Annotated in this window: 17 protein-coding genes; 15 read left to right on the plus strand and 2 right to left on the minus strand. The window is 63.6% G+C overall.

Translation table 11 applies throughout. The features are described from left to right. Positions 1-12 precede the first annotated feature (12 nt). The 7 genes from odhB to AC07Y0_RS22040 all read left to right on the plus strand — a co-directional run bounded on the left by odhB (position 13) and on the right by AC07Y0_RS22040 (position 5810). Positions 13-1251, plus strand: a complete 1239-nt coding sequence (gene odhB, locus AC07Y0_RS22010) for a 2-oxoglutarate dehydrogenase complex dihydrolipoyllysine-residue succinyltransferase (protein WP_498679759.1) — start codon at positions 13-15, stop codon at positions 1249-1251. A 94-nt stretch (positions 1252-1345) separates the two neighbouring features. Then, complete coding sequence (locus tag AC07Y0_RS22015; RefSeq protein ID WP_498679760.1) at positions 1346-1981, plus strand: LysE family transporter; 636 nt, start codon at positions 1346-1348, stop codon at positions 1979-1981. Position 1982: 1 nt separating this feature from the next. Then, complete coding sequence (locus AC07Y0_RS22020; RefSeq protein ID WP_498679761.1) at positions 1983-2480, plus strand: hypothetical protein; 498 nt, start codon at positions 1983-1985, stop codon at positions 2478-2480. Further along, entirely contained in the window at positions 2477-3229 is a 753-nt protein-coding gene (locus AC07Y0_RS22025) for an SDR family oxidoreductase (protein ID WP_498679762.1), read from the plus strand. The genes AC07Y0_RS22020 and AC07Y0_RS22025 overlap by 4 nt, the downstream gene beginning before the upstream one ends. 25 nt (positions 3230-3254) lie before the next feature. After that, on the plus strand, positions 3255-4661 hold the full coding sequence (gene lpdA, locus AC07Y0_RS22030; protein WP_498679763.1) for a dihydrolipoyl dehydrogenase: 1407 nt from the start codon (positions 3255-3257) through the stop codon (positions 4659-4661). 111 nt (positions 4662-4772) lie between these two features. Beyond that, complete coding sequence (locus AC07Y0_RS22035; RefSeq protein WP_498679764.1) at positions 4773-5273, plus strand: cytochrome b; 501 nt, start codon at positions 4773-4775, stop codon at positions 5271-5273. A 45-nt stretch (positions 5274-5318) separates the two neighbouring features. Further along, on the plus strand, positions 5319-5810 hold the full coding sequence (locus AC07Y0_RS22040) for a DUF2867 domain-containing protein (RefSeq protein ID WP_498679765.1): 492 nt from the start codon (positions 5319-5321) through the stop codon (positions 5808-5810). On the opposite strand, the gene AC07Y0_RS22045 is transcribed toward AC07Y0_RS22040, so the two are convergent. Both AC07Y0_RS22045 and AC07Y0_RS22050 read right to left on the minus strand, forming a co-directional pair. Continuing rightward, positions 5800-6894 carry a TraB/GumN family protein gene (locus AC07Y0_RS22045; RefSeq protein WP_498679766.1) on the minus strand — a complete coding sequence of 365 codons (1095 nt, stop codon included), beginning with the start codon at positions 6892-6894 and terminating at the stop codon, positions 5800-5802. The two genes, AC07Y0_RS22040 and AC07Y0_RS22045, sit on opposite strands and share 11 nt — an antisense overlap. A gap of 81 nt (positions 6895-6975) precedes the next feature. Further along, complete coding sequence (locus tag AC07Y0_RS22050; protein WP_498679767.1) at positions 6976-7911, minus strand: tyrosine recombinase XerC; 936 nt, start codon at positions 7909-7911, stop codon at positions 6976-6978. A gap of 139 nt (positions 7912-8050) precedes the next feature. On the opposite strand from AC07Y0_RS22050, the gene AC07Y0_RS22055 reads away from it, so the two are divergent. From AC07Y0_RS22055 to atpD, 8 genes are all read left to right on the plus strand, one after another. After that, positions 8051-8950 (plus strand): GNAT family N-acetyltransferase, encoded by a 900-nt coding sequence (locus AC07Y0_RS22055; RefSeq protein WP_498679768.1) that lies wholly within the window; start codon positions 8051-8053, stop codon positions 8948-8950. Positions 8951-9239: 289 nt separating this feature from the next. Beyond that, complete coding sequence (locus AC07Y0_RS22060; protein ID WP_498679769.1) at positions 9240-11603, plus strand: methyl-accepting chemotaxis protein; 2364 nt, start codon at positions 9240-9242, stop codon at positions 11601-11603. A 134-nt stretch (positions 11604-11737) separates the two neighbouring features. Then, entirely contained in the window at positions 11738-13942 is a 2205-nt protein-coding gene (locus AC07Y0_RS22065; protein WP_498679770.1) for a primosomal protein N', read from the plus strand. Positions 13943-14065: 123 nt separating this feature from the next. Further along, the gene (locus tag AC07Y0_RS22070) at positions 14066-14449 is read left to right on the plus strand and encodes an AGROH133_08824 family phage infection protein (RefSeq protein ID WP_498679771.1); all 384 of its coding nucleotides are present in this window, start codon (positions 14066-14068) and stop codon (positions 14447-14449) included. 260 nt (positions 14450-14709) lie between these two features. Next, positions 14710-15276 (plus strand): F0F1 ATP synthase subunit delta, encoded by a 567-nt coding sequence (locus AC07Y0_RS22075; RefSeq protein WP_498679772.1) that lies wholly within the window; start codon positions 14710-14712, stop codon positions 15274-15276. Next, positions 15276-16805: a F0F1 ATP synthase subunit alpha gene (gene atpA, locus AC07Y0_RS22080; RefSeq protein WP_454747900.1), complete on the plus strand. Its 1530-nt coding sequence runs from the start codon at positions 15276-15278 to the stop codon at positions 16803-16805. The genes AC07Y0_RS22075 and atpA overlap by 1 nt, the downstream gene beginning before the upstream one ends. A gap of 29 nt (positions 16806-16834) precedes the next feature. Beyond that, positions 16835-17713, plus strand: coding sequence for a F0F1 ATP synthase subunit gamma (locus AC07Y0_RS22085; protein WP_498679773.1), 879 nt, complete (start codon positions 16835-16837; stop codon positions 17711-17713). 24 nt (positions 17714-17737) lie between these two features. Further along, on the plus strand, positions 17738-19204 hold the full coding sequence (gene atpD / locus AC07Y0_RS22090; protein ID WP_498679774.1) for a F0F1 ATP synthase subunit beta: 1467 nt from the start codon (positions 17738-17740) through the stop codon (positions 19202-19204). The last annotated feature ends 29 nt before the right edge of the window (positions 19205-19233 follow it).

Consider the following 19233-nt stretch of genomic DNA (forward strand, 5'->3'; position numbering starts at 1 on the left):
GGAATTGAGATCATGGCCACAGAAATCCGCGTACCCACCCTGGGTGAATCCGTCAGCGAAGCCACCGTCGGCACCTGGTTCAAGAAGGTCGGCGACGTCGTCAAGGCCGACGAGCCGATCGTCGAGCTGGAAACCGACAAGGTAACCGTCGAGGTTCCGGCACCCGCTTCGGGCGTGCTCACCGAAATCGTTGCCGCCAACGGCGAGACAGTCGGTCTCGGCGCCCTGCTCGGCCAGATCGCCGAAGGCGCTGCCGGTGCCGTCTCCGCCGAGCCGGCCAAGCCCGCGGCGCCGGCCGCTGCGGCTGCCGCTGCTGCACCGGCCGCTCCGGCCGTTTCGGCTCCGGCTGCTGCGGGCGCAATGCCCGCTGCTCCGGCCGCCGCCAAGATGCTGGCCGAAAACAATCTCTCGGCCGACCAGGTCGACGGTTCCGGCAAGCGTGGCCAGGTTCTCAAGGGCGACGTGATCGCCGCCGTCGCCAAGGGTGTGACGACCGCCGCCGCTCCGGCCCCGGCCGCCGCTCCGCGCGCACCGTCGGCCACGGGCGACGTGGCTCGCGAAGAGCGCGTCAAGATGACCCGCCTGCGCCAGACGATCGCCAAGCGCCTGAAGGATGCCCAGAACACGGCGGCCATGCTCACCACCTACAACGAGGTGGACATGTCGGCCGTCATGAGCCTGCGCAACAAGTACAAGGACATCTTCGAGAGGAAGCATGGCGTGAAGCTCGGCTTCATGGGCTTCTTCACCAAGGCGGTGACCCACGCCCTCAAGGAACTCCCGGCGGTCAACGCCGAGATCGACGGCACCGACATCATCTACAAGAACTACTGCCATATCGGCGTCGCCGTGGGCACCGACAAGGGCCTGGTCGTTCCGATCGTGCGCGATGCCGACCAGATGTCGATCGCCGAAATCGAGAAGGATATCGGCCGCCTCGGCAAGCTCGCCCGTGACGGCGCGCTGTCGATGGCCGACATGCAGGGCGGCACGTTCACCATCTCCAACGGTGGCGTCTACGGTTCGCTGATGTCCTCGCCGATCCTCAATGCACCGCAGTCCGGCATTCTCGGCATGCACAAGATCCAGGAGCGCCCGGTCGCCATCGGCGGCCAGGTCGTCATCCGTCCGATGATGTATCTCGCGCTCTCCTACGACCACCGCATCGTCGACGGCAAGGAAGCCGTCACCTTCCTGGTGCGCGTCAAGGAAAGCCTGGAAGATCCGGAACGCCTGGTTCTCGATCTCTGACATGATCCTCAGGGAGGCTGCCTCTGGCAGCCTCCCATGCAATTCGGCATAGTGACGAGCCTGTGGATTCGTCGATGTCGGAAGGAATACGAAGATGCACGCCTACCTCCTGGAACTCGCCTCGCTGATGGCCGTCTTCTCCTTCGCGATCGTCGCGCCGGGAGCCGACACGGCCATGGTCATGCGCCAAGCCATGGTGCATGGCCGCCGCGCGGCAATCCTGACCAGCATCGGCATCGGAACGTCGCTGATGTTCCATGTGACCTACACCATCCTCGGTCTCGGCATCATCATCTCGCAGTCGCTGCTGCTGTTCGGCATCATCAAGTGGGTGGGTGCCGCCTATCTCATCTACATGGGCGTGATGGCGCTGCGTGCCGGCGCGACGGATCTCTCTCCTGCATCCGGCGAAGCGGAAGCCCCCCGACAGAGCGCCTTTCGTGCCTTCGGCCTCGGCTTCCTCGCCAACGCGCTCAATCCGAAGCCGGTCCTGTTCTTCCTGTCGATCTTCTCAGCCCTGGTCAGCGCCTCGACCCCCGGCACGGTGAAGTTCGGCTATGGCCTGGTCATGGCGACCTGCCTCATCGCCTGGTTCGTCGGGGTATCCTTCTTCATGACGACGCCGCGCATGCGCGCGGTCTTCTCCCGCATGAGCAAGTGGATCAACCGGGCCTCGGGCCTGGTTTTCATCGCCTTCGGCCTGAAACTCGCGGCGGCAAAGGCCAACTGAGATGAAGGGCCGACTGACCTCGTCGATCGCAGTCCTGTCGCTTGTGTCAGTCTTTCCGGCCGCGGCCGCCGATTGCCAGATCGAACGCGCCGTTTATGCCGAGGCGGAAACGAAGATCGAGATCCGTTTCCAGGCCAGCGGCGAAGACTCGCCTGTCAGCCATCGCTTCGTGCTGGCGACCCCTTCGGACAAGATGACGGTCGAAGGTCACGTGATGTTCGATCCGGAGATCGAGCGGCCGGTGGCGATGGCCATGCACAACTGCCCTGAAGGCGACGTGACGGGGGCTGACCTCGCTGCCTGCACCGTCTGGACCGGCATCATCTATGCGAGCGACAAGGCGACGGGCCATGTCGATCTCCTGCCGCCCGAGGGCGCCGACGCTCCGGAAAGCCTGATCCTTCCCGGTTTCGGCCCCGCTGTCTCTCGGTCGGTGCTCGGCAAGGGTCTTTCCGGCATGTCCTGGGACGTGTTCGAGCTGAAGGAATGCGCGAAATGACCGGGCGTCCTGTCGTTCTCGTCACTGGAGGCAGTCGCGGCATCGGCGCGGCCGTTGCGCGCAAGGCCGCAAGCCAGGGATGGGACGTGCTGATCAACTACGTCGCCCAGGAAGATGCGGCGCGTGCGCTGGCAACGGAACTCCAGGCAACGGGTGCGCGTGCCGAAATCGTCAAGGGCGACACAGGCAGCGAGGACGGAATCGCGGCGATCTTCGCGGCGCTCGACCAGCATTTCGGCCGGCTGGACGCACTGGTCAACAATGCAGGCGTGGTCGATCGCGCCGAACGGGTCGAGGATTTCAGCCGGGCCCGGCTCGACCGGATGTTTGCGATCAACGTGATCGGCAAGATCCGCTGTGCCGCCGAAGCCGTGCGCCGGATGTCCACGGCCCATGGCGGGCAGGGCGGTTCGATCGTCAACATCTCGTCGATGGCGGCCACGATCGGCAGTCCCGGGCAATATGTCGACTATGCCGCCTCCAAGGGGGCGGTCGATACGTTCACCATCGGCCTGTCCAAGGAAGTCGCGGCCGAAGGGATCCGCGTCAACGCGATTCGTCCGGGCATCATCGACACTGATATCCACGCTTCCGGCGGCATACCCGACCGCGCCAGCGCCATGGCGTCCGCCATACCGATGCAGCGTCCCGGCCTCGCCGATGAAGTCGCCGACGCGGTTCTCTATCTCATGTCCAGCCAGGCATCCTATGTGACTGGCGCCATCTTGAATGTCAGCGGCGGACGATAGTCGCCGAAAACGAAGGAAGCAGCCCATGTCTTACGATGTCATCATTATCGGCTCCGGCCCCGGCGGTTATGTATGCGCCGTAAAGGCCGCCCAGCTCGGCCTCAAGGTCGCGGTTGTCGAAAAGCGCGCCACCTATGGGGGCACCTGCCTCAATATCGGCTGCATTCCGTCGAAGGCGCTGTTGCACGCCTCCGAGATGTTCCACCAGGCCGCCCATGGCATGGATGCGCTCGGCGTCGAGGTTGCTGCGCCCAAGCTCAACCTTGCGAAGATGATGGCGCACAAGGACGCGACGGTGAAGGCAAACGTCGAGGGCGTCTCTTTCCTGTTCAAGAAGAACAAGATCGACGGCTTCCAGGGCACGGGCAAGGTCGTTTCCGCCGGCAAGGTATCCGTCATCAATGACAAGGGCGAGGAGCAGATCCTCGAAACCAAGAACATCGTCATCGCCACCGGCTCGGACGTCGCCGGCATCCCCGGTGTCGCCGTCGAGATTGACGAAAAGGTCATTGTCTCCTCGACCGGCGGTATCGCGCTCGACAAGGTTCCGGGCAAGATGGTTGTCGTCGGCGGTGGAGTCATCGGTCTTGAGCTCGGTTCTGTCTGGCTGCGCCTCGGCGCCAAGGTGACCGTCGTCGAATATCTCGACACCATCCTCGGGGGCATGGACGGCGACGTCTCCAAGCAGTTCCAGCGCATGCTTGCCAAGCAGGGCATGGAGTTCAACCTCGGCGCCAAGGTCATCGGCGTCGTGAAGACCGACAAGGGCGCGAAGGTCACCTTCGAGCCGGTCAAGGGCGGCGAAGCCCAGACGATCGACGCTGATGTCGTGCTGATCGCCACCGGCCGCAAGCCGTATACGGAGGGCCTTGGCCTTGCCGAAGCGGGCGTCGCGCTCGACGGCCGTGGCCGCGTCGAGATCGACGGCCACTACCGCACCAATGTCGCGGGTATCTATGCCATCGGCGACGTGGTCAAGGGGCCGATGCTCGCCCACAAGGCCGAGGACGAGGGCGTGGCTCTGGCCGAAATTCTCGCCGGCCAGCATGGCCATGTGAACTATGACGTTATCCCGGGCGTCGTCTACACCCAGCCGGAAGTCGCCTCCGTCGGCAAGACCGAGGAAGAGCTGAAGGCCGCAGGCATCGCCTACAAGGTCGGCAAGTTCCCGTTCACCGCCAATGGCCGCGGGCGCGCCATGCTGACGACCGACGGCTTCGTCAAGATCCTGGCCGACAAGGAGACCGACCGCGTGCTCGGCGGCCATATCATCGGTTTCGGCGCCGGCGAGATGATCCACGAGATCGCCGTGCTGATGGAGTTCAGCGGTTCGTCGGAAGACCTCGGCCGCACCTGCCACGCGCACCCGACCATGTCGGAAGCCGTCAAGGAAGCCGCGCTCGCCACCTTCTTCAAGCCGATCCATATGTGATCAGCCGGAGATTAAATCTTCTTCATCATCAAGGCCGCGTCTTGCCATGCAGGGCGCGGCCTTTATCATCCGGACGCAATTGCCGTTAACCAATTGACGAAAGGCAAGAAGATGCCGTCCTCCCCCGTTTTGTCCTATTCCATTCCGCAACGTCTCATTCACTGGCTGATGGCCGGTCTCCTCCTGTTCAACCTGCTCTTTGCCGAAGCCATGGGAGAGCTTTCCGAAGCGGTGGAAGAGGGGCAGACCCCCACGCCGGACATGATCGCCTCGGCCAATATCCATGCCTATGTGGGCATCGCCGTCCTCTGTCTCGCGGTCATCCGGGTGATCCTGCGCCTCACCCATGGCGCGCCGGAGGCGCCCGCCGAGGAGCCGCCGCTCGGAAAGCTTGCCGCCAAGGTCGCCCACGGCGCCTTCTACCTGCTGTTCTTCGCCATGCCGATCAGTGGAGCGCTTGCCTACTACGGCGGTGTGGAAGCTGCAGGCGGCCTGCACGCGGGTCCGATGAAGCTGCTCACGTGGGTCCTGATCGTCGTGCATGTGGGCGCGGTTCTCGTCCACCAGTTCGTCTGGAAGACGCCTGTGGCCCAGCGGATGACCAAGGGCTGAGACTGCGAGTTTCAGCCGTCGCATGAGACAAGAACAGGAAGCGCCATGGCTGATGTTTATCCCGAAGACCCGGCGCTTCCCCATCCCGCCCTGCTACAAGCAGACTGGGCCGATCGATATGCGGTGATCAGTCCGGAACAGGCCATGCCGGCTATCCGTGCGGCGCGATTGGCCCTCGGCCAATCGCCGGTCTGGGTGCGCCGTCTGCTTGACCTTCGTAACCGCGTTGTCGCACCAGTCGGCCTGAAGGCCGCAGAAATGAAACTGGGTGAGGCGGGTTCCGTCGGGGCCTTTCCAATCGTCAGCGAGCGCCATGAGCAGGTTGTGCTGGGCTTCAACGACAGGCATCTGGATTTCCGTATCGTGATCGATGTGACTTCTGCCGAAGCGACCGGCAGCAAGGTCTCGGTCACGACGCTGGTCGACAGGCACAATGCCTTCGGCCGGCTCTACATTCTTGCGATCACGCCGTTCCACAGGCTGATCGTTAGGACCACACTTCGGCGTCTTGCCGATCCGGCGGTCGTCAGCCGTTGACTGCACTTGCCGTGAAGCCCTGCGCGCGCAGAAGCTCTATCAGCCCGTGCTCTCCCGGAAGATGCAAAGCGCCGACGGCGATGAAGATCTTGCCTTCGGCAAGCAGCGGTGCTGCGCGTTCTGCCATGATCCTGTTGCGGTCGGTGACGATGCGTTTTTCGAAGGCGGCATAGGCGCTTTCGTCCTGGCCGGGCTTGCTTGGCGCAACGGCTTCGAGCATCGGCATGGTCATGCCCGTGTCGCCGGCAAGGTAAAGCGCGGTCATGGTCTCGATAACGTCGTCCATCTTGTCGCCGAGCTCAAGCGTCTCGATCAGCGCCTGCAGATGGAATTCGACCGGCAGGTCGGCCATCGCCTGCAACTGTTCCGCCAGGGTTTCGAGCCCGACGACCTTCTTGCCCGCCTTGATCGCATCTTCAGCGATATGCTTGTCGAGGAAGGAGGCGCCCGCCGCCTTGCGGGCGATCTCGCAGGCCGGAAGGGCCACGAAGCTCGACAGGATCCACGGCTTCATGCGCGCGACCGCGGCAAGGGCGAGCCCGCGGGCCTTGAGGCCCGTCTCCAGCTTTTCCGCATCTGCGGCGGACAGATGATCGCGGATCGTCGAACCGTCCATGAACATGGTCAGTTCGGGATGCATCAGCATCGCCGCGGCGGCCTTCTTCTCGTCGAGGATCTCGTCGGATTCGATGACGATGGTCGAGGCGTTTGCAGCAGCTTCGCTCGCTCCCTTCGGCATGGCCAAAACGCGCGGGTCGGTCACGTGCATGGTGCCGAGCAGATAGGACGGGGAAAGACCGGTCTTCTCGATCTTCCAGAATATGCCCTTGCCGTTCGGCGTCTTTACCGCTTCGGCGACGATCTTGTCATAGGTGGCGGGATCAGTCTTCTGCAGGGCCGGCAACAGGTCTTCGCCCGTGCAGGCCGGCGGTTCGCCGGCCCTCGCCGGAGAGACCGAGAACAGCACGAAAGCGGTGACAACCAGCAGAGCGACGTGCAGCGCGGCGATCAGCCAGAGCGTGACATCGCCGGCAAAGGAAAAGGGGTTTCGCAGGCGAAGTCGGTCGAAGGGGTGCGCGTTCATGGGACTGTCCGTTTCTGTCGCGGCAATCTAGCGGCCCGCCTCCTCACGTTCCATTAACGCTTGTGGTTAACGGCGCTGCGCTCAGGCGCGGGGATGGGCTCGCTCGTAGACGTCGAGCAGCCGTGCGGCATCCACGCCGGTATAGACCTGCGTCGTCGACAGGCTGGCATGGCCGAGCAGTTCCTGGATGGTGCGCAGGTCTCCGCCGCTGCCGAGAAGGTGGGTGGCAAACGAGTGACGCAGCGCGTGCGGCGTCGCCGAATCCGGCAGGCCGAGGGCCGAGCGCAGGCGCTGCATCTCGCGCTGGATGATCGCCGGCTGCAGCTTTCCGCCGCGCGCCCCGCGAAACAGGGGTTCGCCGGCCTCCAGATGGTAGGGGCAGAGTTTGACATAGGTCGTGACGGCCTCGCCGACGACCGGCAGCAGCGGGACCAGCCGCGTCTTGGCGCCCTTGCCGGTGATGCGCAGCGAGGTCGGATTGCCGGCGAAGGCGGAAGGGGTGAGATCGAGCGCCTCGGAGATGCGAAGTCCGCAGCCGTAGAGGAGGGTCAGCACCGCGGCGTCGCGGGCAGCGATCCATGGCTCCTCGTTCATCTGCGCGTCCTGGCTGACGACGGTCATTGCCTGGGTGCCGCTCAGGGGCTTCGGCAGCGACTTCGGCTGTTTCGGCGACCGTATCGCGCCGGCGCCGGCGGCGTTGACCAGGCCCTTGCGCTCGAGATGCCTCAGGAAAGAGCGAAGGCCGGCCAGATGCCGGCCGAGCGAGCGGGCGCCGGCGCCCTGCTTGCGGCGGAAGGCGAGGAAGGCGCGCAGGTCTGCCGGCCGCAGGGCCGATACGTCCTTGATGGTCGCCGGCCCGCCGACATGGGTGGTGAGGAAGCGCAGGAACTGGCGGGTGTCGCGCTCATAGGCCTCCAGCGTATTCCCCGAGAGGCGCCGTTCTCCGCCGAGGCTTGCCAGCCAGGCGCCGCGTTCGGCCATCAGATCGTCGGCCGCGAGGATCAACAGTTCGTCCACGTCCGCTTCCTTTACTTATCTCGAATGCTCCGCCAACATGCACCCCCAGCGTTAGGGAATGGCTAACGCGGTTCTGTCTGTCATGCTTCGATCACATTGGACTGCAATAGAAATTGATCGAAAATAGTCGGAGTTCCAGATGACGCGCCGTGATTCGATGACGACCTTCGGGCAGTTCGCCGAGGCGGTCGCGCTGGTCTCCCAGGGGAAGCCGGGTCATATCGTCGATACGTTGATCGCCGAGCGGGGCGTGAAGATCGTTCATAACCCGCTCTGGCCGGTCATGCGGCCGTTTCTCTACACCTTGCTGCGCTACGCCAAGGCCATCGAGTTCGCCAACGACATCGCCAACATGCCGGGCTTCCAGGCCTTCGATTATCTGAGCGGCATCCTTCAGCTCGACATCAATGTCCGGTATGGCGAACGCATACCCGGCCAGGGCGGCTTCATCATGGTCAGCAACCACCCGACCGGCATCGCCGACGGCGTGGCCGTGTTCGACCTGTTGAAGACCACCCGGCCCGACATGATGTTCTTCGCCAACCGCGATGCGATCCGGGTCAATCCGCGCTTTGCCGAGATCATCATCCCGGTGGAATGGCGCGAGGAGCACAAGACCAAGCTTAAGGCGCGCGAGACGCTGCAGCTTACCAACCGCGCCATCCAGGAGCAGAAGGCCACCGTGCTCTTCCCCTCCGGGCGCATCGCCTACTGGGCGAACGGACGCTTGAACGAGCGACCGTGGAAGACATCGGCCGTCGGGCTCGCCCGCAAGTACAATCTGCCGATCCTGCCGGTGCACATGTCGGCACGCAATTCCGGCCTGTTCTACTGGTTCGCCAAGTGGTCGACCGAACTGCGCGACATGACGGTCTTCCACGAACTGCTCAACAAGAAGGGCGACCGCTTCGACTTCACCGTCGGCAACCTGATCGAGCCTGAGCACCTCAGTGGCGATCCGGTCGAGGTGACGGCCGCTCTGGAGCGCCATACCGTCCACGCCCTCGCCGCCGACGGCAATGCCGTCTTTTCCCTCTAGGCACCTCCGGCTCCGCCTGTCGATTCCAGGTTGTGCAATGCATGCGATCTCGGCGACCTGATCGACAATCGCCCGAGACAGCGGGGTTTTGCCGCCGGGATTCACGTCGGCGGAGATCCGTCGCGCTTTTGCTACAGTTTTCGAAAGTGCTTAAATTCAGGTCGGCCGATCCGTCTATTTCGGTTCGCTTATGTTAACGACTTGCGACCTCAAGCTGGTGTCCGTCCAAAGGGGCAAGAGCGTTGACCGCAAGCCCCTCGCACCACGCACTCGGCAAGGGGAAAATCGAATGCGCTTCAAATCGATACAGCTCAAAATTGCAGTCCTATCCGGCGTCTGCGTCCTGGCCGCCACGGCCGGTCTCGTTGGCTACGGTATCGTCTCCGCCGGCAATGCGCGCGCCTTCGTCGCCAGCCAGGTGACCGAACTCACCGATGTGAAAACCAAGCAAAGCCTGCAGACGCTGGCATCGACGCAGGCCGGCGTCATCCGGTCTTCGCTGGATGGTGCCTTCGATGCGGCACGGGTCATGGCGCGCAGCTTCGAAATGCTGGTGGGCGATTCGGCATCGACGCCGCCGGAGACCCGGCGGGCGCAGCTGAATGCCGTGCTTCTCAATGTCCTGAAGGACAATCCGCGCTTCAACGGAACCTACAGCGCCTGGGAGCCCAACGCGCTTGACGGCGCCGACGCCAATTTCCGGGACCGGCGCGATCTCGGCTCGGATGCGACGGGACGTTTCCTGCCTTATTGGACCCGCGATGCCGCCGGAAAGATCGCGCTGCAGCCGCTCGTCGAATATGACAGTGCCGAACTTCATCCGAACGGCGTGATGAAGGGCGGTTGGTATATCGGCCCGCAGAAGGGCCAGGGCGAAAGCATCCTCGATCCCTTGCCCTATGTCGTGCAGGGCAAGAGCGTCTTTCTCGCCACGATGTCCGTGCCGATCACGGTCAACGGCAAGTTCGCCGGTGTTGCCGGCGCCGATTTCGATCTCGGCTTCGTGCAGAAGCTGGCCGAGCAGGTCAAGGCCTCGATCTATGGCGGCAAGGCAACTGTCTCGATCGTCAGCCATATGGGCCTCGTCGTCGCTTCCAGTGAAGATCCGGAAACGATCGGCCAGCCGTTCGATTTGGCGAACAAGGACCTGTCGCAATATCTGCCGGTCATCAAGGGCGGTCGTGACGAGGTTCTTGCCAGCGGCGACGCGTTCAAGGCCTTCTCGCCGATCGTCATCGGCCGGACGGCAACGCCGTGGTCGGTCATGATCGACGTGCCGCGTGCGGTGGCCATGGCCGAAGCCAACCAGCTGGACAAGGACCTGACCGAGCGCAATGCCAGCGACGGTGCCCTCCAGATCCTGGTCGCCGCCATAATCGCGCTGGGCGGCGTCGGCGCCATGTGGTTCGTGGCGCGGAGCATTTCCGGCCCCATCCGCGCGATGACGACCAGCATGCGCACACTCGCCGCCGGCAATACCGCCTGTGACATTCCGGGCATCGGCCGGCCGGACGAGATCGGCGCGATGGCGGCCGCTGTCGAAGTGTTCCGCAACAACGCCATTGCCAACCAGCGGCTCGAGGAAGAGGCCGCGGCAACGCAGGAAGCAAGCGAACTCGAACGCCGCCGTAACACCGAAGTCGAGCGCGTGCGCACCGAAGCCATGACCCAGGCGACCGCGGGCCTGGCGGACGGCCTCAAGCAGCTGGCCGCCGGCAATCTGTCGTTCGAGTTGGCGATCCCGTTTGCGCCCGAGTTCGAGAGCCTGCGCAGCGATTTCAACGCTGCCGTCTCCCAGCTCAGCAATGCCCTCACGTCGGTGGCCGAAGCCTCCCGCTCGATCGATTCCGGCACCCAGGAGATCAGCCAGAGTGCTGACGACCTGTCGCGGCGCACGGAGCAACAGGCGGCCTCGCTGGAGGAAACCGCCGCCGCACTCGACCAGATCACCGCCAATGTCTCGAATTCCTCCAAGCGTGCAGAGGAAGCGAGGGCGGTCGCCGTGCAGGCGAATTCCAGTGCGGCGCAATCCGGGGCGGTCGTGGCGAGCGCCGTCGATGCCATGCAGCGCATCGAGCAGTCCTCCAACCAGATCGCCAATATCATCGGCGTGATCGACGAGATCGCCTTCCAGACGAACCTGCTGGCGCTGAACGCCGGCGTCGAGGCGGCACGCGCCGGCGAGGCAGGCAAGGGGTTTGCGGTCGTGGCTCAGGAAGTGCGGGAGCTGGCGCAGCGTTCCGCCCAGGCGGCGAAGGAGATCAAGGACCTGATCCGCAATTCCAGCGCGGAGGTCGAAAGCGGGGTCAAGTTGGTCAAGGATACCGGTGACGCGCTGAAGACGATCGAAGCCTATATCGTCACCGTCAACCAGCACATGGATGCGATCGCCATTTCGGCCCGCGAACAGGCGCTGGGGCTCTCCGAGGTCAATACGGCCGTCAACCAGATGGACCAGGTCACGCAGAAGAATGCGGCCATGGTCGAGGAAGCCAATGCCTCCAGCGCGACGCTGGCGACGGAATCGCGGCGCCTGCGCGAACTCATCCGGCAGTTCCAGCTCGCCGACGGTGCGCGCGCGGCCGTTGCCCAGCTTCGGCAGGCCGGCGCGGAAATGGCGGCGGCGCGGCCACGATATGCCGCTCGCGGCTGATCGGACGATTAACCGCCCCGACCAGGCGGTCCATTGAGCAAGCACGCGGCCCGCAGTTCGTCTGCGGGCCGCTTTCCTGTGTAATGGCCTTTTCGGTTTTCTTTCCGGTCGCCGAGGGGCAAATATGGCGACCCATGAAAGACGATTCGCCCGGACTGTTCGGCCCGCTCCCCTCTTCCCGCGTCGTGCCGGTTCTGGTGCCGATGCCGGCGCCGGTCGCCTATAGCTATGCGGTGCCCGATGGCATGCCCGTGGAGGCGGGCTCTATCGTGCAGGTGCCGCTCGGGCCGCGCCAGGTCGTCGGCATGGTCTGGGACGGCGAGGAAACCAATTCCGTCGATCCGAAGAAGCTTCGGCCGATCACCAAGGTCTTCGACTGTCCGCCGCTCGACAAGCCCATGCGCAGCTTCCTCGACTGGGTCGCCGCCTATACGCTCTCGCCACCGGGCTATGTGGCCCGCATGGCGCTTCGCGCGCCGGCCGCCTTCGATCCGGAGCCGATGGTCGAGGGTTTCCGCTTCTCCGGCATGGAGCCGGAAAGGATGACCCCGGCGCGGCGCAAGGTGCTCGATCTCGCCGGCGACGGGCTTTCCTGGACCAAGAGCGGCCTTGCCCATGCGAGCGGGGTGTCGACCAGCGTGATCGACGGTCTGGCCGCCCAGGGCGTGTTCGAAACCGTGTTCCTGCCTCCGCCGCCGCTGGTGGCGAGACCCGATCCAGAGTTCGCCGAGCATCGTCTCGCTGGGCCGCAGAAGGAAGCCGCGGACGAAATTCTCGAAGGCATCCGCAAGGGCGGGTTCTCGGTGGCGCTGATCGACGGTGTTACGGGCTCGGGCAAGACGGAGGTCTATTTCGAGGCGATCGCCGAAACGCTGCGGCAGGGACGGCAGGTGCTTATCCTGCTGCCGGAGATCGCGCTTACCGCCAATTTCCTTGAACGTTTCCAGGATCGCTTCGGCGCCAAGCCGGGCGAATGGCATTCGGATCTGGCAACCCGCACTCGTGAGAAGGTCTGGCGACAGGCCGCGACCGGCGAGATCCGCGTGGTTGCCGGGGCGCGCTCGGCGCTCTTCCTGCCGTTCGAGGATCTGGGGCTGATTATCGTCGACGAAGAGCATGACCCTGCCTTCAAGCAGGAAGACCGTGTCTTCTACAATGCGCGCGACATGGCTGTGGTGCGGGCGCGGATCGCCGGCTTCCCGGTCGTGCTGGTCTCGGCGACCCCTTCCGTCGAGAGCCAGGTGAATTGTCAGGCTGGCCGCTATAGGCGCATCCACCTGCCGACGCGGTTTGCCGATGCGGCCATGCCGGATCTGCATCTGATCGACATGCGCCGCCATCCGCCGGAGCGGGGCGGCTTTCTGTCGCCTTTGCTGTTGAGGGCGGTCGGCAGGACGATCGAGCGCAAGGAACAGGCGCTGCTCTTCCTCAACCGACGTGGCTATGCGCCGCTCACCCTCTGCCGCGTCTGCGGCCACCGGTTCCAGTGCCCGCAATGCTCGAGCTGGCTGGTGGAGCACCGATTCCGCGGCCAGATCCAGTGCCACCAGTGCGGCTATTCCGAGCCGACACCGCAGGCCTGCCCGGAATGCGGCACGCTCGACCACCTGGTCGCCTGCGGCCCCGGCGTCGAGCGCATTGCCGAGGAGGTCGAGAGGCATTTTCCCGATGCGCGCACGCTGGTGCTGTCCTCCGACCTCGGCGGGGTGAAGAGGCTCAGGCTGGAGCTCGAAGCGATCGCCAATGGCGAGGCCGATATCGTCATCGGCACCCAGCTCGTCGCCAAGGGTCACAATTTCCCGCTGATGACGCTGGTCGGCATTGTCGACGCCGATATCGGCCTTGCCAATGGCGATCCGCGTGCGGCCGAGCGCACCTTCCAGCTGTTGTCGCAGGTGACCGGCCGGGCCGGCCGCACCGGTCGCAAGAGCCACGGCTTGTTGCAGACCTTCCAGCCGATGCATCCGGTCATGCAGGCGCTGGTCTCCGGCGATGCCTCGGCCTTCTACGAACGGGAGATCGCCGAGCGCGAGCGGGCAGCCCTTCCGCCCTTCGGCCGTCTGGTCTCGATCATCGTCTCGGCCGACAGCCGCGCCGAGGCGGAAACCCATGCACGACAGCTGCGCCAGTCGGCGCCGGTCGAGCGCGACATCGCCATCCTCGGTCCGGCGGAAGCACCCTTGGCCCTGATCCGCGGCAGGCATCGCTTCCGGCTTCTCGTGCACGGCCGGCGCACCAGCGACATGCAGGGTTTCGTTCGGGCGATGCTCGCCAACGGGCCGAAGGAGCGACGTTCGATCCAGGTTCAGGTCGATGTCGATCCGCAGAGCTTCCTCTAGGTTCGACCGACGTCGTGGCAAAGCAGCGCAAAACTGCGGAAAAATGCCGGCCCGCCAATATCTCGAAGGGTCGCTTTGTGCGATAAGCGCGACGTTCGATTTGCTTTGAGACGGGGATCAAGCATGGAGTTCTATTTTCCGACGGAATTCGGCGAGCAACTCGCCTTTTGCGCCGCGGCGGCCGCTGCATTGATCGGTGCGCTGGTCATGTTTGCGCCGGGCGTGGCGCTCAAGTTCTTCGCCCTGCAGCCGCGCGAGCTTCGGCCCGAAGGCTATGGCGCTACCCGATCCGCCGGCGGCCTGATCCTCGGCTTCTCGGCGACCGCCCTTATCCTGGCCCAGCCGACGCTCTATCTAGCCTTCGGTGCGGCCATGGCTTTGGCTTGCTTCGGACGAATCCTGTCGATCATGTCTGACCGGGGAAATACGATCCGCAATTTTCTACTTCTGGTAGTGGAAATCCTGCTTGCAGCATTGCCGCTCTTCTATGTCTTCGGACTCGTCTGACGAGAAAGATCGCGGTGTTGACACATGCTCTGACCAATTTGGCGCAGATTCGGAGAAATTTGCGGCCAAGGCCTTGTCCTTAAGGCTTATTCCGTTATTACGCGTGTTGCGAGTCCACAGTTCCTATGCTAGACGGACCGCGAAATTCGAAAAACGCAAGCGGGTGACCTTTGTGTTTTTCAAGAAAACCTAACGATATCAGGGCGATATCGCTCCCATTCACGGGTGGCGAAAGTCTTGGATCAAAAGCAGGGAATATTTTGCCCGTGGCAGACACATCCCAAGTGATTTCAGGCGTGGCGGAGCGCTATGCGTCGTCGCTTTTCGAGTTGGCCCTCGAGGCTGGCTCGCTCGACGCTGTCGGCGCCGATCTCAACCGTTTCCAGGCCATGATCGATTCGAGCGACGACCTGAAGCGGTTGGTGCTTTCTCCGGTATTCTCGGCCGAGGACCAGACCAAGGCCGTCGTCGCGCTTTGCGAGAAGGCCGGTCTCGATGCCCTCGTCGCGAACTTCCTCAAGGTCGTGGCCGGCAATCGCCGTCTGTTCGCCGTTTCCGGCATGATCGCCTCCTTCCGCCAGATCGCCGCCCGTCATCGCGGCGAGATCACGGCCGAGGTCGCGTCTGCCCATGCGCTGACGTCTGAACAGGAAAACGAATTGAAGGCGGCGCTGAAGAGCGTCACCGGCAAGGACGTCACGATCGTTGTCACGATCGACCCGTCCATTCTCGGTGGTCTGATCGTCAAGGTCGGCTCGCGCCAGATCGACACGTCTCTTCGCACCAAACTTTCCACCCTTAAGCTTGCACTGAAAGAGGTTGGCTGATGGATATCCGCGCCGCGGAAATTTCCGCAATTCTGAAAGATCAAATCAAAAACTTCGGCAAAGAGGCGGAAGTCTCCGAAGTCGGCCAGGTGCTTTCCGTCGGTGACGGTATCGCCCGCGTCTACGGTCTCGACAACGTCCAGGCCGGCGAAATGGTCGAATTCCCCGGTGGCATCCGTGGCATGGCGCTGAACCTCGAAGCCGACAATGTCGGTGTCGTTATTTTCGGTTCGGACCGTGACATCAAGGAAGGCGACACCGTCAAGCGGACCGGCGCCATCGTCGACGTCCCGGTCGGTCCGGAACTGCTCGGCCGCGTCGTCGACGCGCTCGGCAATCCGATCGACGGCAAGGGCCCGATCAATGCGACCCGCCGTTCGCGCGTCGACGTCAAGGCTCCGGGCATCATTCCGCGCAAGTCGGTTCATGAGCCGATGTCGACCGGCCTCAAGGCCATCGATGCGCTCATCCCGGTTGGTCGCGGCCAGCGCGAGCTGGTCATCGGTGACCGTCAGACCGGCAAGACCGCCATCATTCTCGACACGATCCTCAACCAGAAGGCCATTCACGACAATGGTCCGGACTCGGAAAAGCTGTATTGCGTCTACGTCGCAATCGGCCAGAAGCGTTCGACGGTTGCCCAGTTCGTCAAGGTTCTCGAAGAGCGCGGCGCCCTCAAGTACTCGATCATCGTTGCCGCAACGGCTTCCGATCCGGCTCCGATGCAGTACATCGCGCCGTTCGCCGGCTGCGCCATGGGCGAATACTTCCGTGACAACGGCCAGCATGCGCTGATCGGCTACGACGACCTTTCCAAGCAGGCCGTCGCCTACCGCCAGATGTCGCTGCTGCTGCGCCGCCCGCCGGGCCGCGAAGCTTACCCGGGCGACGTCTTCTACCTGCACTCCCGTCTGCTCGAGCGCGCTGCAAAGCTCTCCGACGAACGCGGTGCCGGCTCGCTGACCGCTCTGCCGGTCATCGAAACCCAGGGTAACGACGTTTCGGCCTTCATTCCGACCAACGTGATCTCGATCACCGACGGCCAGATCTTCCTCGAAACCGACCTGTTCTACCAGGGCATCCGTCCGGCCGTTAACGTCGGTCTGTCGGTTTCGCGCGTCGGTTCGGCCGCGCAGATCAAGGCGATGAAGCAGGTTGCCGGCTCGATCAAGGGTGAACTCGCCCAGTATCGCGAAATGGCCGCCTTCGCCCAGTTCGGCTCCGACCTCGATGCCTCGACGCAGCGCCTGCTGAACCGCGGTGCCCGCCTGACCGAACTCCTGAAGCAGCCGCAGTTCTCGCCGCTGAAGACGGAAGAACAGGTCGCCGTGATCTTCGCCGGCGTCAACGGCTACCTCGACAAGGTCGCAGTCAACCAGATCGGCAAGTTCGAGCAGGGTCTGCTTTCCTACCTTCGCTCGGAAGGCAAGGCCATTCTCGACGCCATCCGCACGGAGAAAGCCATCAGCGACGATACCAAGAGCAAGCTCAAGGCTGCTCTGGATCAGTTCGCCAAGTCTTTCGCGTAATCGGGGCTCAAGCCAAGGACGGATAACGGATGCCTTCACTTAAGGATCTGAAAAACCGGATCGCCTCCGTCAAGGCGACGCAGAAAATCACCAAGGCGATGAAGATGGTCGCTGCGGCGAAGCTGCGTCGTGCGCAGGAGGCGGCCGAGGCCGCTCGTCCGTATTCGCAGCGCATGGGTGTCGTCCTCGCCAACATCGCCCAGGCGGTCGGCAGCGACGACAGTGCACCCCGGCTGATGACCGGGACCGGCAAGGACGATGTGCATCTGCTCATCGTCTGCACCGCCGAGCGCGGCCTTTGCGGCGGTTTCAATTCGCAGATCGCCCGCTTTGCCCGTGATCATGCGCGCAAGCTTCTCGCCGCCGGCAAGACCGTCAAGATCTTCTGCGTCGGCAAGAAGGGCTATGACAGCCTGCGTCGCGAGTTCGCTGCCAACATCGTCGAGCGCACAGACCTTCGCGAAGTCAAACGCGTCAGCTTCGAAAACGCCGACACGATTGGCCGCAAGGTCATCTCGATGTTCGACAAGGGCGAGTTCGACGTTGCGACCCTGTTCTATTCGGAGTTCAAGTCCGTCATCAGCCAGGTGCCGACCGCACAGCAGCTGATCCCGGCTGCGGCTCCCGAAGCGGTCGTCGCAAGCGGTGCATCTGCCGTCTACGAATATGAGCCCGATGCCGGTGCGATCCTCAGCGATCTCATTCCGCGCAACATCTCGGTGCAGATCTTCCGGGCACTGCTCGAAAACGTCGCCGGTGAAATGGGCGCCAAGATGAGCGCGATGGACAATGCGACGCGCAATGCTGGTGAGATGATCAACAAGCTTACGCTCTCGTACAACCGTCAGCGCCAGGCCCAGATCACCAAGGAACTCATTGAAATCATTTCGGGCGCGGAAGCGCTCTGAGGTTAAGGAAAGAGGGTAAGAAACATGGCTAAGGCAGCTACCCCGAAGTCTACCGCGGCGAAGGCGTCCGCAATCGGTTCTGCAGGCAAGGTAACCCAGGTTATCGGCGCTGTCGTGGACGTCGCATTCGACGGCGAGCTGCCCGCGATCCTGAACGCGCTGGAAACCATGAACGGCGGCAACCGCCTCGTTCTGGAAGTGGCCCAGCACCTCGGCGAAAGCCAGGTTCGCACGATCGCCATGGACTCGACCGAAGGTCTGGTTCGCGGTCAGGCCGTGTCCGACACCGGCGCTCCGATCACCGTTCCGGTCGGCCCCGAGACGCTCGGCCGCATCATGAACGTCATCGGCGAGCCCGTCGACGAAGCCGGTCCGCTGGTCACCTCCGGCAAGCGCGCCATCCACCAGGAAGCGCCGAGCTATGTCGAGCAGTCGACGGAAGCACAGATCCTCGTTACCGGCATCAAGGTCGTCGACCTTCTCGCGCCTTACGCCAAGGGCGGCAAGATCGGCCTGTTCGGCGGTGCCGGCGTCGGCAAGACGGTTCTCATCATGGAACTGATCAACAACGTCGCAAAGGCGCACGGCGGTTACTCGGTATTCGCCGGTGTTGGCGAACGGACCCGCGAAGGCAACGACCTCTATCACGAAATGATCGAGTCGGGCGTCAACAAGCACGGCGGCGGCGAAGGCTCCAAGGCTGCGCTCGTCTACGGCCAGATGAACGAACCGCCGGGCGCCCGCGCTCGCGTCGCTCTGACGGGTCTGACCATCGCCGAAGACTTCCGCGACAAGGGCCAGGACGTTCTGTTCTTCGTCGACAACATCTTCCGCTTCACCCAGGCAGGTTCGGAAGTGTCCGCGCTTCTCGGTCGTATTCCGTCGGCCGTTGGTTATCAGCCGACGCTCGCCACCGACATGGGTCAGATGCAGGAACGCATCACCACCACGACCAAGGGTTCGATCACCTCGGTTCAGGCCATTTACGTCCCCGCCGACGACTTGACCGACCCGGCGCCGGCAACCTCGTTCGCCCACCTGGACGCAACGACCGTTCTGTCGCGCTCGATCGCCGAAAAGGGCATCTACCCGGCCGTCGACCCGCTCGACTCCACCTCGCGCATGCTCGACCCGCTGGTCGTCGGCGAAGAGCACTATGAAGTGGCTCGTAAGGTCCAGTCGACCCTGCAGCGCTACAAGGCTCTCCAGGACATCATCGCCATTCTCGGCATGGACGAACTGTCGGAAGACGACCGCATCGCGGTTGCCCGCGCTCGCAAGATCGAGCGCTTCCTGTCGCAGCCGTTCTTCGTCGCCGAAGTCTTCACCGGCTCGCCGGGCAAGCTCGTCGCGCTCGAAGACACGATCAAGGGCTTCAAGGGCCTGGTCAACGGCGAATACGACCACCTGCCGGAAGCCGCCTTCTACATGGTCGGCTCGATGGAAGAAGCTGTCGAAAAGGCCAAGAAGCTGGCTGCCGAAGCCGCTTGATGACGGACTTGGCGCGCGCTCAAGGCGCG

It is taken from the genome of Allorhizobium sp. GW101-3B10 (assembly GCF_059424725.1).